This window comes from Rhodococcus sp. 06-1474-1B (genome assembly GCF_002258885.1).
Classification (GTDB): Bacteria; Actinomycetota; Actinomycetes; order Mycobacteriales; family Mycobacteriaceae; genus Rhodococcoides; species Rhodococcoides fascians.
The window spans coordinates 271,396-284,687 of sequence record NZ_NOYR01000034.1; the positions used below are offsets into that span (position 1 = coordinate 271,396).

Below are 13,292 nucleotides of genomic sequence, written 5' to 3' on the forward strand. Positions count from 1 at the left end.
GTTGCCCCGCGGCAGCACTGCTACTGGGCATCACGACGCAGTACGAAGGATGGTCGGGTCACATGGCAACTCAGGTTCGCACTCGCAGGTTCGCCCGCATCGGGGCAATTTTCGCAGGTACGGCGCTCGCCGCCTCTGCAGCATTCGGATCTGCCCAGGCGGCTCCGCTGTGGCCGGGTGGCCCCGACGTGTCGATCCCCGGCCTGCCCGGATCCTCGGACCCGGCGGCACCCGCACCCGCCCCACAGCAACGGGTGGCACCGCTGGCCCCGGCGAACTTCGCCGACCCCAGCATCAGCCCGTCCGGCGGCGAGGTCGTCGGAGTGGCGCAGCCCATCGCGATCCGCTTCGACGAGGCCATCGGAGATCGCGACGCCGCACTGCGCGCCATCCGCGTTACCACGAACCCGTCCGTGGACGGCCACTTCTACTGGATCAACGACACGCAGGTGCGGTGGCTGCCCAACGAGTTCTACCCGGCGCACACCCAGGTGACGGTCGAAGCAGGCGGAGCGAAAGCCGAGTTCTCCACCGGCGACTCGATCATCACCACGGCCGACGACAACACCAAGCAGATCACCGTCACCCGCAACGGCGAGGTCGTTCGCACGATGCCCACCTCCATGGGCAAGGTCGGCCACGAAACCCCGAACGGCACCTACATCGTCGGCGAGCGCTTCCGCGACATGTACATGGACTCCTCCACCTACGGGGTGCCGGTGGATTCCGAAGAGGGCTACCGCACGTACGTCGAGTACGCCACGCGCATCTCCTACAGCGGCATCTTCGTCCACGCGGCACCGTGGTCCGAGTCGCAGCAGGGCTACTCCAACTCCTCGCACGGCTGCCTCAACGTCAGCACCGAAGACGGCAAGTGGTTCTTCGAGAACGCCCAGAAGGGTGACCCCGTCATCGTCGTCAACACCGACGGCGGCACCCTCAGCGGATCCGACGGCCTCGGAGACTGGAACCGCTAGAGCGGCTTCGCCGCATGTGAGTGGAACTTCGACCCCTGCTACGAAGTTCCACTCACATAGGTTGGTTTGCGTGACGGCACCAGTTGGGGCCGCGTTCACCATTCGTTAGCCGCGACTGAGCACAGTCCTCGCGGTGAGTGCAACAACCGAACGAGTGCTGCCCACGGCAGGCAAGAAGAGCTTCTTCTCGCGGCCGTGGACCGATTACGCACTGTTCCTGATTCTCGTGGGACCCAACCTGGTTCTGTTGGCGGTCTTCACGTACCGCCCGTTGGTCGAGAACTTCCAGTTCTCGTTCTTCGACTGGAACCTGTCCTCGCCCACGTCCACGTTCGTCGGATTCGAGAACTACCGCGAGTGGGCGTCCCGCGACGACACGTGGCAGATCGTCGGCAACACCGTCGTGTTCACCGTGGCCGCCGTCGTCGGCTCGCTGGTGCTCGGTCTGATACTCGCGCTGCTGCTCGATCGTAAACTGCGGGGCCGCAACTTCGTTCGCTCCGCAGTGTTCGCGCCGTACGTGATCTCCGGTGCCGCGATCGGTATCGCATTCCAGTTCGTCTTCGATCCCAACTTCGGACTCGTCCAGGACCTGATGCGCAGATTCGGCCTCGGTGCGGTCCCGGATTTCTATCAGGATCCGAAATGGGCGATGGTCATGATCACCGTCACCTACCTGTGGAAGAACCTGGGCTACACCTTCGTCATCTATCTCGCGGCGCTGCAGGGCGTGCGCAAGGAATTGATGGAAGCGGCCGAGATCGACCAGGCCGGCCGCTGGACCACGTTCCGCAAAGTGCTTCTGCCGCAACTGCGTCCGACGACGTTCTTCCTCTCGATCACGGTGTTGCTCAACTCCCTTCAGGTCTTCGACATCATCAATGTCATGACGCGCGGTGGCCCACTGGGCACCGGAACCACCACGATGGTCTACCAGGTCTACGAGGAAACGTTCCGCAACTTCCGGGCCGGCTACGGGGCGACCGTCGCGACCATCCTGTTCCTCGTGCTGTTGATCGTCACTCTCGTACAGGTACGAATCATGGATCGGGACGATCAGCGATGACCTTGGTGAGCAAGCCCGATGCCGCAGTGCCGGAAAAGCCTTCGCGCAGTCGGGACCCGCAGCGCACGCGTCGCAGCGCGAATGTCCTCGGCTACGCGGCCATGGTGGCCGTCCTGCTGATGATCGGCCTACCGCTGTTCTGGATTCTGGTCACCTCGTTCAAGGACCGACCCGACATCTACGTTCAACCGGTCACGTGGTGGCCCAGTACTTTTCACCCCCAGAACTACAACGAGGCGACGACGGAGGTGCCGTTCTTCACGTACCTGCGCAACTCGATCGTCATCACCACGGCGGTCGCGTCGATCAAATTCGTCCTCGGTGTGCTCAGTGCGTACGGCCTGGTCTTCCTGCGCTTCCCGGGCAAGAACGTCGTCTTCCTCGTCATCATTGCCGCGCTGATGGTGCCCAATCAGATCACGGTCATCTCCAACTACTCGCTCATCTCCGAGCTCGGTTGGCGAAATTCGTTTCAGGGGATCATCATTCCGCTGGCCGGCGTTGCATTCGGTACCTTCCTGATGCGTAACCACTTCCTGTCGCTGCCGCCGGAGATCATCGAGGCCGCGCGCATGGACGGCGCGGGTCCGGTGCGGTTGATGTTCCGCGTCATTCTGCCGCTGTCGGGTCCGACGATGGTGGCGTTCGCCATCATCACCATCGTCACCGAATGGAACGAATACCTCTGGCCGTTCCTGATGTCCGACGACTCGTCGGTTGCTCCGCTCCCGGTCGGCCTGACGTTGCTGCAGAACAGTGAGGGCTACACCAACTGGGGAGCGGTCATGGCCGCGACAGTGCTCACCATTCTGCCGATTCTTCTCGTCTTCCTCGTCCTGCAGCGCCACATGATCAAGGGCCTCACCTCCGGTGCGGTCAAGGGCTGATCCACCTCACTATCAGGAGTCGAACACCATGGCACACATCATCAATCGGCGTGGCTTCCTCACGCTCACCGGTGCGGCTGCGGCCGCCGCAGCCCTCGCGGCGTGCAGCGGTCCCGGATCGGGCTCGTCCGGCGGCGGCGGTGTCGAAGGCGATGCGAACACCATCAACTTCTGGTCGAACCACCCGGGCAAGTCCCAGGAGTTCGAGAAGGAGCTGATTTCGCGGTTCCAGGCGCAGAACCCCGGTCTGACGGTCAATCTCATCGACGGCGGCAAGAACTACGAGGAGGTGTCGCAGAAGTTCAATGCGGCGCTCTCGGGCAACGATGTGCCCGACGTCGTCGTACTCTCGGATGTCTGGTGGTTCAACTACGCACTCACCGGTGCGATCGAGCCCCTCGACAAGCACTTCTCCGCGGCCGGGGTCGACCAGTCCGATTACGTGGATTCGCTTCTTGCCGATTACAACTGGAACGGTAGCCACTGGGCTTTGCCGTACGCGCGCTCGACTCCGCTGTTCTACTACAACAAGGCCGTCTGGTCGGCAGCCGGCCTGCCCGATCGCGGACCGGCCACGTGGCAGGAATTCGACGAGTGGGGCCCGCGCATCCAGGCCGTCGTCGGAAACGGCAAGCTCGCCCACGGTTGGGGCAACGCCGTCGACTATCTCGGGTGGACGTTCGAGGGACCGATCTGGACGTTCGGCGGATCGTACTCCGATCAGTTCGAGCTGAAGTTCGACGATCCCAATACCATTGCGGCAGGCAAGTTCCTGCAGGACATGATCCACACCAAGAAGTACGCGGCGGTCTCCAACGACATCGCCAACGACTTCGCCGCGGGCATCCTCGCCTCCACGATCGCCTCCACCGGAGACCTGTCCACGATCACCAAGGGTGCCGCGTTCGAGTTCGGTACGGCCTTCCTGCCGGCCACCGACGGCGCGCCCGGATGCCCCACCGGCGGCGCGGGTCTGGCCATCCCGGCCAAGATCTCCGACGAGCGAAAGGTGAACGCACTCAAGTTCATCGATTTCGTGACCAACGGTGCCAACACTGCGTACTTCTCGCAGAACACCGGGTACATGCCGGTCCGCAAGTCGGCGCAGCAGGACCCGTCGGAAATCGCGTTCCTCGAGGCCAACCCGAACGCGAAGACAGCCGTCGACCAGTTGGCGCGTACCCGATCCCAGGACGCTGCCCGCGTGTTCGTGCCCGGCGGCGACAAGATCATCGGTAGCGGTCTCGAGCAGATTGCTCTGCAGAATGCCGATGTTGCAACGACATTCGCCTCCATCTCGGATCAGCTGCAGCAGATCATCGACCGCCAGATCACCCCGAAGCTGCCGAAGTAATGGCGACCGTTCACTATGCGGGTGTCTCGCACAGATACCCGGGCGCGGACTCTCTCGCCGTCGACACGCTCGAACTCGACATAGCGGACGGCGAGTTCATCGTGCTGGTGGGACCGTCCGGATGTGGAAAGTCGACGAGTCTGCGGATGCTGGCCGGCCTCGAATCCGTCGAGAGCGGCCACATCGACATCGGCGGAGTGGACGTCACCTCGCTCGCCCCACGGGCGAGGGACGTCGCGATGGTGTTCCAGAACTACGCGCTGTACCCCAACATGACCGTCGGCGACAACATGGGCTTCGCACTGCGAAATGCGGGAATGAGCAAGGCCGACACAGCGGCTCGCGTATTGGACGCCGCGAGGATGCTCGAACTCGAGCCGCTGCTGGGTCGCAAGCCCGGCAAGCTCTCCGGTGGACAGCGGCAGCGAGTGGCCATGGGGCGAGCCATCGTTCGTCAACCCAAGGTGTTCTGCATGGACGAGCCGCTGTCCAACCTCGACGCCAAATTGCGAGTGTCGACGAGGGCCCAGATCGCCGGACTGCAGAAGCGATTGGGTACCACGACTGTGTACGTCACCCATGATCAGGTCGAGGCGATGACAATGGGTGACCGGGTTGCGGTGTTGCGGGACGGCAAGTTACAACAGATCGCCGCACCGCGGGAGCTGTACGACAACCCGGTCAACACCTTCGTCGCCGGGTTCATCGGGTCTCCCGGCATGAACCTCGTCGACGCTCCCGTGCACGAGGGCGCTGCGGTCCTCGGAGACGTTCGGATCCCTGTTCCGTCGTCGGCGGGCCAACGCGTCGTCGTCGGAGTTCGGCCGGAATCGTGGGAGCTCGTCGGCGAACATGCGGGTGGACTCCGGCTCACCGTCGAATTGATCGAGGAATTGGGTGCGGAGTCGTTCGTGTACGCCTCGGCACCCAACGCCGACGGTCAGTGGACGACGTCCTCGGGACGTATCTCGGTGAGGGTGGATCGCAAGCTGTCGGTCGCCCTCGCCGAGACCGTCCGGTTGAAGCCGGTGCTCGACGAACTGTTCTTCTTCGACTCCGCTACCGGCCTGCGGTTGTCCTGACGGGTTCGCCCAGATCCACCGGAAGTGTTGCCCACCCGTGCAATACGCGCGTGTCGCGACGGGTCCCCTCGCCTGCCGAACGCAGGTGGGGGAACCTGTCGAACAACGTCTTCAGACCCACCTCCGACTCTGCCTTCGCCAGCGCTGCGCCCAGGCAGTAGTGGCGTCCGCCGGAGAACGACAGGTGCTTACCCGCGTTGTCGCGCGTGACGTCGAACCGGTCGGGTTCCTCGAATACCAGCGGATCGCGGTTGGCACCGGCGAGCACGAGGACGACCAGTGAGTCCTTCGTGATCGGCACACCCTCCACGACGACGTCGTGCTTCGCTGCCCGAGCCGTCAGCTGAACGGGAGATTCCATCCGCAACATCTCGTCGATCGCGGTGGGCCAGTGCGATGGACCCTGTTGCAGCACAGCCAGTTGATCCGGATGATCGAGCAGGAGTTGGATGCCGCTGCCGAGCAGATTGACGGTTGTCTCGAACCCGGCCGCCAATACCAATCCTGCTGTGGCCCTGAGCTCTTCGTCGTTCAGGCCGATGCCCTCGTCCTCGGCGGCGATCAGTTGGCTCATCAGGTCCTCGCCGGGGTTGCGGCGAAGTTCGGCGATGTGCTGCGAGAGCCACGCGTCGAAACCGATGAGGCCACGCTCCACCTGCTTGAACTGGCTCCACGAGATACCGATGTCGAGGCTGGGTGCCGCCATTTCGCCGAATTCGAGGACGCGCTGATTGTCCTTCTCCGGAACGCCGAGGATGCGGCCGATGACTGCGACGGGAAGGCGAGCGCAGTATCGGTCGACGATGTCGACGACAGGGCTGCCGTCGGTCAGTTCGTCGAGTAGCGCGTCCGCGGTTTCCTGCACCTGATCTCGCATCTGCGCGACCGCCCGGGCGGTGAAGACCGAGGACACCAGCTTGCGGTAGCGGGTGTGATCGGGCGGCTCGACCGACAGCAGGGACGGTGGAAGGATCGGATGCAGGGCACCGGAACGGGTGTGGCGTTCCACCCACTTCAGCGGTGCCGGCAGCGTGCCGCCCAGTTGGGTGACCCGAAAATCGTCGGAGCGCAGCAGCGCGAACGCCACCCGGTGATGGACGGTGATGTTGGAGATCCGAGTCTTCACCAGCGGTGCCGTCGCCCGCAGTTCCTCGTACACCGGCGTCGGATTTGCCCGCGTCGCGGGATCGGCGACCAGCATGGCCTGCCGGTCACCGGCGGCCGCAGCACGCTTGGCCCCGAACCTGATGACCCCGTGCGCCGCGATCCACCGTACGAATTCCCTCATCCGCTGTCCTCCCCTTTGTCCCGCCCTATGTGAGTGGTTTCTCGTAGCAGACTACGAAGTTCCACTCACGTGCTACCAGATCTTGACGCGCTTCCCCGGGTCCAAGTACAGCGCATCGCCGGGCTGCACGTCGAACGCTTCGTGAAAACTGTCCAGATTGCGCACGACTCCGTTGCACCGGAACTCCGGCGGTGAGTGCGGATCGACGGCGAGACGACGGATCGCTTCGGCGTCTCGTGCCTTCGTCCGCCACACCTGCGACCAGCCGAAGAACACCCGCTGCAGCCCGGTCAGGCCGTCGAGCACCGGTGCGTCCTTGCCCTCGAGCGAGATCTCGTACGCGGCGACGGCGATCGACAGGCCACCCAGATCGCCGATGTTCTCACCGATGGTGAATTCGCCGTTGACCTTGTGGCCGGGCAGTGCCTTCGGCTCGAATTCGTTGTACTGCTCGATCAGGGCAGTGGTGCGCTTACCGAATTCGGTGCGGTCGCTGTCGGTCCACCAATCCACCATGTTGCCGTCGCCGTCGTACTTGGCACCCTGGTCGTCGAATCCGTGCCCGATCTCGTGCCCGATGACGGCTCCGATTCCGCCGTAGTTGGCTGCGTCGTCGGCCTCGGCGTCGAAGAACGGCGGTTGCAGAATGGCTGCGGGAAAGACGATTTCGTTCATCCCAGGGTTGTAGTACGCGTTGACGGTCTGCGGCGTCATGAACCATTCGTCGCGATCGACCGGTCCGCCGAGCTTGTCGAGGTCACGCTGATAGTCGGCTTCGTAACCGCGGCGGTAGTTGCCGAGCAGATCGTCGGCGGTGATGTCGACGCTCGAGTAGTCGCGCCAGCGGTCGGGGTAGCCGATCTTGGGAGTGAACTTGTCCAGCTTGTCCAAGGCCTTGCGGCGCGTCTCCGGGCTCATCCATTCGAGCTCGGAGATGTTGCGGCGGTAGGCCTCGGTGAGGTTGTCGACGAGCACCTGCATGCGTGCCTTCGAGTCCGCCGGGAAGTGGCGTTCGACGTAGAGCTTGCCGACGGCCTCGCCGAGGACGTCCTGTACCAGCGAGACGCCGCGCTTCCAGCGCTCGCGGTTCTCCTCGGTTCCGGTCAGCGTCGTTCCGTAGAACGCGAAGTTCTCGTCGACGAGTGCGCTCGTCAGGAACGGAGCCCGGGCATGTACGACGCGCCACGCGAGCCACGCCTTCCAGGTCTCGATGTCCTCCGACGTCCACAGGGACACGAACGTGTCGACGAACGGTGGCTGGCGTACGACGATCTCGGCGAACTGTTCGGTGGTGCCGCCGAGGCCGGAAATCCATGCAGTCCAATTGAATCCGGGCTCGTTCTGCACCAGGGTGTCGAACTGGACGAGGTTGTAGCTCTTCTCGGCGTCGCGCCTGGCGACGACGTCCCAGTGGCCCGCGGCGATCTTGCGCTCGAGGTCGAACACCGTCTGCGCGTCGTAGTCGACGCCGCTGAGCGCGAACATCTTCGCGATGTGCGCGATGTAGCTCGCGCGGATGTCGGCGTACTCGTCCTGGCGGTAGTACGACTCGTCGGGCAGGCCGATTCCGGACTGGCTGAAGTGCACCAGGTAGCGATCGGATCGCTTGGCGTCGGTGTCGACGTAGTGAGCGATACCGCCGCCGACTCCGGTGCGTTGCAGAGAGCCGAGAACGCTTGCGAGCGTGACCAAGTCGGTCGCATCGGCAACGGCGGCGAGCTCGTCGGCGATCGGGGTGGTGCCGAGCTGTTCGGCCCGATCGGCGTCCATGAAGCTCGAGAACAGGTCGCCGATCTTCTGTGCGTCGCTACCCGCGGGCGGATTCGCGGCCGCCGATTCTTCGATGATGGTCTGTACGTCGACCTCGGCGCGGTCGTACAACGTCCGGAACGCACCGTCGACGGCGCGGTCTGCGGGAATGCTGTAGTCCTCCAGCCATTTGCCGTTGACGTGCACGAAGAGGTCGTCCTGCGCGCGTGTGTTCTCGTCCTGGTAGCTGAGATCGATGCCCGAGTTCACTACTGAAGTCATGTATCCATCTTTACACTCTTGCGCTCGATTGAACGGGTGTTTAATCTGCTGTACATGCGTTCAGCATCGGAGGATCTGACCACTCGCGCGCGGATCCGCGACACCGCGATCGACGTCTTCGGCGTGCAGGGTTTCACCGCCGGTGTGCGGTCCATCGCCAGCGCCGCCGGCGTCTCACCCGGGCTGCTCAACCACCACTTCGGGTCCAAGGACGGACTTCGGGCAGCGTGCGACGAGTACGTCCTGCGTACGATCCGCGAATCGAAGGCCGCCTCGGCCGGTCCTACCGGGGTGATGGAACAGCTTGCTCGCATCGACGAGTACGCACCGCTCGTCGCCTACATCGTGCGGAGCTTCTCCTCGGGCGGAACGCTGGCCCGAGAGTTGTTCGAGCACATGGTCGACGACGCGGTCCGGTACCTCGACGACGGAGTACGCGACGGCCGATTCACACCCAGCCGCGACCCCGCGGCGCGCGCCCGGTTCCTGACGCGCCAGAACGTGGGCGGTCTGCTGTTGTACGTGCAGATGGCCGGCCCGGACGTCGATTTCCGTGCGGCTCTGAGCGCGCTCGGCGACGAGGTCATGCTGCCGGCACTCGAGCTGTACACCGATGGATTGTTCACCGATTCCCGAATCTTGGACACCTATCTGGAGGCCGAGCAATGACCGACGCCATCGCAGTCGACGATCTGGTGAAGACGTTCGGTTCGGTCCGGGCCCTCGACGGCCTGAACCTGCACGTCGAGACCGGTGATGTGCACGGCTTTCTCGGCCCCAACGGGTCGGGTAAATCCACCACGATCCGCGTCTTGCTCGGTCTCGTGCGCGCGACGTCGGGGACGGTCCGATTGCTCGGCGGTGATCCGTGGGCCGACGGCGTCGCGCTGCATCGACGGCTGGCCTACGTTCCCGGAGATGTGACGCTGTGGCCGTCGTTGACCGGCGGGGAGGTGATCGATCTGCTCGCCAGGATGCGCGGCGGTATCGACTCCTGCCGCCGGGCGGAGCTGATCGAACGGTTCTCCCTCGACCCAGGAAAGCGGAGTCGCACCTATTCGAAAGGCAATCGCCAGAAAGTCGCTCTGATCTCGGCCCTGGCATCGAACGTGGAGCTGCTGCTCCTCGACGAGCCGACCTCCGGTCTCGATCCGCTGATGGAGCAGCAGTTCGCCGAATGCGTGAAAGATGCTGCGCGACGCGGAGTCACGGTGCTGCTGTCCTCGCACATCCTGTCCGAGGTGGATGCGTTGTGCGGTTCGGTCACCATCGTCCGGGACGGACGCACGGTGGACACCGGGACCCTGGCGTCGATGCGGCACCTCACCCGCACGACGATGACCATGACTGTAGATCGAGTACCCCGCGATCTCGACAGGCTCACCGGCGCCAGTGGGGTGACCGTGGACGGCTCCACGATTACCTGCACGGTGGAGAACGAGGCGCTCGCTGCGGTGATGCACGTCCTGGCCGACGCAGGCGTGCAGAGCATGATCAGCTCCGCGCCAACTCTCGAAGAGCTGTTCCTGAGGTACTACGCATGAACAGCCTGAGCGGCACAGCGGGATTGCTGCGGTTGTATCTACGCCGCGACCGACTCGTGTTGCCGATCTGGGTCGTTCTGCTCGGAGCGCTCCCGCTGCTGTACGCGGTCAGCTTCGAGGGGCTGTATCCGACGGCGGCAGACCGTCGAGCGTTCTATCTCGGCACCGAGGCAGTGCCGGCGCAAGCGGCTCTCGTAGGGCCGATCTTCGGTAGCGACCTCGGTGCCCTGGTGTCGTGGCGCGCCGGACTGATGCTGACCCTCGTTCCGTTGGCGGCGATCCTCACTGTCGTTCGGCATACCCGCGGTGAGGAGGACGCGGGTCGTGTCGAGCTGGTCGGGTCGACTGCAGTGGGCAGATTTGCAGGGTTGACAGCGGCCGTGCTCCTGGCGGGCGGCGGTGTGATGGCGACGGGAATGCTGACGTCCGTCTCGCTGTGGGCGTTCGGTCTGCCGGTGGCCGGGAGCGTCGCGTTCGGTGCCTCGATCGTCGTCGTCGGTGCGGTGTTCGTCGGCTGCGCGGGGCTGGCAGCACAGGTGGCGTCCGGGGCTCGCGCGGATCGCGGCTATGCCCTCGGCGTGTTGGCCGCAGCGTTCGTTCTCAGAGCGATCGGCGACATCGGTTCGGGAACCCTGTCGTGGTTCTCGCCGATCGGGTGGTCGGCGCAGGTGCGACCGTTCGCCGACGAACGGTGGTGGCCGCTGTTGCTGTCGCTGGCGACCGCGACGGTGTTCGTCGCCGCAGCGTTCGTGGCAGCGAATCGACGCGATCTCGGCAGTGGTCTGCGGGCCGAACGCCGCGGCCGGGTGGCTGCCGTTCCGTCGCTGTCCGGTCCCGTCGCCCTCGCGTGGCGACTGTCCCGCGGAACCACCGTCGTCTGGACCGTCGGCCTCGCCCTGTTCGGTATCGCCATCGGATCGTCCACGGACGGCATCGGCGATCAACTCGGCAGCAGCGCCGCCATCAGCGACGCACTGGGCAAGTTCGGCGGCACCACGATCGAACAGTCGTTCATCGCCGTCGTGCTGAGCATGGTCGGCATCATGGTGGCGGCCTATTCCGCGTCGGCCGTTCTACGTCTGCACAGCGAGGAAGAGTCGGGTCTGGCCGAGATCGTGCTGGCCACCGGCATCTCGCGCCGTCGGTGGGCGGCGGGGTATCTGCTCTTCGCCGTCCTCGGCCCGGTGTGGCTACTGCTGGTCGTCGGCCTCACCATCGGGCTGACGTACGGGTCGGCAACCGGCGACATGTCGCGCGAACTGCCGTCCGCCGTGGTCGGCGCTCTGGCTCAGCTCCCGGCCGTGTGGGTGGTGACGGCCATCGGCGTGGCATTGTTCGGCGCTGTCCCTCGATTCGCGACCGTCCTGTGGGCGGTCCTCGGCGGCTTCGTTGCCCTGGGGCAGATCGGGGCGGTGGTCGGGCTGCCCCAGTGGTCACAGGACATCTCGCCGTTCACCCACCTGCCCAAGCTGCCGGGTGGAGAATTCTCGGTAATGCCCTCGCTGTGGCTCGTCGCCATCGCCGCCGCCGCAGGCGGTGCCGGAAGCATCGCGCTGCGCCGACGGGACGTCCGCGGCTGAGTGAATCGGCCGCGACTCAGTTCGGTGTCGAGTCGTCGTACTGGTTCTCGACGTTCTGCTTGAATTCGTCGGCGCATTGCTGTTGCGCTGCAGTATCGCTGCCTGCGTTGGTCATGCAGTCGGTGAAGTCCTGTCCACCGACTGCGTTGAACAGGCCGACGCCGACGACGACGAGAACGATCGACAAAGCCGCCGCCACGAAACCGAGAATGATCGCGATGAGAGACACGGTGCCGTTGGTGGCGACGCGCTTCTTGTACCTCGACCGACCGATGAAGCCGAGGACGATCGCGATCAGGCCGAGAACAACTCCGCCGACGACGGTCCAGGAGAACAACACACCGAGAATCGCGAGAACCAGAGCCACTGTGCCGATGGTGTTCTTCGGCGCTACCGGCTGTTGCTCGTATCCACCCTGCTGATATCCGCCCTGCTGGGGGTACTCGCCGGGTGAAGGATAGTTTCCGGGCGGGGGATAGTCATTCGACACGTCTGATACCTCCGAGATCGGCGATCGTGAACGCTCGGAGTGTATGCAGATCTCTGTCGTGCGCGCAGACGCCCCGTGCCCCCGTGATCAACTTGTCATCGAGCGTTCCTGTCAGCCGCCCAGTCGCGAGTGCATCTCCCAGATCAGGATCTCGGCTGGTTCCGAGGCTGTAATTCGCTGTCCGCCAGTGGAACTCATGCGTACCGCGTCACCCTCGTACAGTTCTCCGACACCCTCCATCGAGACGGTGCCGCGGACCACGAACACGTGCACGAACGGTGCGTCGGGAACGGTCACGGTCGAATCCGGTGTCAGTCGCGCAGCGTGCAACGCGGCCGATTTCTGGCCGATGCCGATGGCCGCCTGACCACGGTGTCGGTTCATTCCCGACGCGACGGTGACGAGTCCGCCGCGCAGCAGTTCGTCGTCGATCTCGAGTTGCTCGTAGCCCGGTGCGGTGCCGGGACTGTCGGGCATCACCCACATCTGTACGAAGCGGACGGGTTCGGTGTGCCGATTGCCGTCGATACTCCAGGAGTCGTTCTTCTCCGAGTGCATGATGCCTTTGCCCGCACTCATCCGTTGCGCCAGTCCGGGATAGATGATGCCGGAGTGCCCGATCGAATCCTGATGCACCAGAGAGCCCTGCACCACCCACGTGATGATCTCCGTGTCGCGGTGCGGATGCGTTTCGAATCCCTGCCCGGCAGTGACGATGTCGTCGTTGTTCACCAACAACAGGCCGTGGTGGGTGTTCTCGGGGTCGTAGTGCTGACCGAAAGAGAACGAGTGCTTCGAGTCGAGCCAGGACACACGGGTTTTCAGTCGATCACCGGCACGATGCACGTCGATGTGGGCGGTCAGTGGAGCGGACATGTCCCCACTGTACGAGCATGTCGATGCACCGGCGTACGACCTGCATAACGTTCGGGTGTCTTTGCCGCCGGGGTGTGACGGCGGCCCCGAGTGGGTAGGTTCGGACACGGTACGGTC

At 64.4% G+C, this 13,292-nt stretch carries 12 protein-coding genes; 8 read left to right on the forward strand and 4 right to left on the reverse strand.

The annotated features are described in order from the left end of the window. Positions 1–62 precede the first annotated feature (62 nt). The 5 genes from CH266_RS23130 (at position 63) to CH266_RS23150 (ending at position 5,366) form a co-directional block, all read left to right on the forward strand. Positions 63–977 (forward strand): L,D-transpeptidase, encoded by a 915-nt coding sequence (locus CH266_RS23130; RefSeq protein WP_032369549.1) that lies wholly within the window; start codon positions 63–65, stop codon positions 975–977. 133 nt (positions 978–1,110) lie between these two features. Next, positions 1,111–2,043, forward strand: coding sequence for a carbohydrate ABC transporter permease (locus CH266_RS23135; RefSeq protein ID WP_176457186.1), 933 nt, complete (start codon positions 1,111–1,113; stop codon positions 2,041–2,043). Further along, positions 2,040–2,930 carry a carbohydrate ABC transporter permease gene (locus CH266_RS23140; protein WP_032382358.1) on the forward strand — a complete coding sequence of 297 codons (891 nt, stop codon included), beginning with the start codon at positions 2,040–2,042 and terminating at the stop codon, positions 2,928–2,930. The genes CH266_RS23135 and CH266_RS23140 overlap by 4 nt, the downstream gene beginning before the upstream one ends. Before the next feature lie 28 nt (positions 2,931–2,958). Next, positions 2,959–4,284, forward strand: coding sequence for an ABC transporter substrate-binding protein (locus CH266_RS23145; protein WP_032382359.1), 1,326 nt, complete (start codon positions 2,959–2,961; stop codon positions 4,282–4,284). Then, positions 4,284–5,366, forward strand: coding sequence for an ABC transporter ATP-binding protein (locus CH266_RS23150; protein ID WP_032382360.1), 1,083 nt, complete (start codon positions 4,284–4,286; stop codon positions 5,364–5,366). Before CH266_RS23145 ends, CH266_RS23150 begins: the two co-directional genes overlap by 1 nt. Here the strand turns inward: CH266_RS23150 and CH266_RS23155 are convergent. Both CH266_RS23155 and CH266_RS23160 read right to left on the reverse strand, forming a co-directional pair. Beyond that, positions 5,344–6,654 carry a cytochrome P450 gene (locus tag CH266_RS23155; protein ID WP_032382361.1) on the reverse strand — a complete coding sequence of 437 codons (1,311 nt, stop codon included), beginning with the start codon at positions 6,652–6,654 and terminating at the stop codon, positions 5,344–5,346. The genes CH266_RS23150 and CH266_RS23155 overlap by 23 nt on opposite strands. A 72-nt stretch (positions 6,655–6,726) precedes the next feature. Then, positions 6,727–8,685, reverse strand: a complete 1,959-nt coding sequence (locus CH266_RS23160) for a M13 family metallopeptidase (protein WP_032382362.1) — start codon at positions 8,683–8,685, stop codon at positions 6,727–6,729. 54 nt (positions 8,686–8,739) lie between these two features. Here CH266_RS23160 and CH266_RS23165 point away from each other — a divergent pair, with 54 nt between their 5' ends. The 3 genes from CH266_RS23165 to CH266_RS23175 are packed head-to-tail and all read left to right on the forward strand — an operon-like array spanning position 8,740 to position 11,809. Next, the gene (locus CH266_RS23165; RefSeq protein WP_032382363.1) at positions 8,740–9,354 is read left to right on the forward strand and encodes a TetR/AcrR family transcriptional regulator; all 615 of its coding nucleotides are present in this window, start codon (positions 8,740–8,742) and stop codon (positions 9,352–9,354) included. Continuing rightward, complete coding sequence (locus tag CH266_RS23170; protein ID WP_094716240.1) at positions 9,351–10,229, forward strand: ABC transporter ATP-binding protein; 879 nt, start codon at positions 9,351–9,353, stop codon at positions 10,227–10,229. The genes CH266_RS23165 and CH266_RS23170 overlap by 4 nt, the downstream gene beginning before the upstream one ends. Continuing rightward, a complete protein-coding gene (locus CH266_RS23175; protein ID WP_230591736.1) occupies positions 10,226–11,809 on the forward strand; it encodes an ABC transporter permease in 1,584 nt (527 codons plus the stop codon). The genes CH266_RS23170 and CH266_RS23175 overlap by 4 nt, the downstream gene beginning before the upstream one ends. Positions 11,810–11,825: 16 nt before the next feature. Here CH266_RS23175 and CH266_RS23180 read toward each other — a convergent pair whose 3' ends face one another. Both CH266_RS23180 and CH266_RS23185 read right to left on the reverse strand, forming a co-directional pair. Next, positions 11,826–12,299, reverse strand: a complete 474-nt coding sequence (locus CH266_RS23180) for a DUF4190 domain-containing protein (protein ID WP_230591735.1) — start codon at positions 12,297–12,299, stop codon at positions 11,826–11,828. A gap of 111 nt (positions 12,300–12,410) precedes the next feature. Continuing rightward, positions 12,411–13,175 (reverse strand): pirin family protein, encoded by a 765-nt coding sequence (locus tag CH266_RS23185; protein ID WP_032382365.1) that lies wholly within the window; start codon positions 13,173–13,175, stop codon positions 12,411–12,413. Positions 13,176–13,292: the final 117 nt, after the last annotated feature.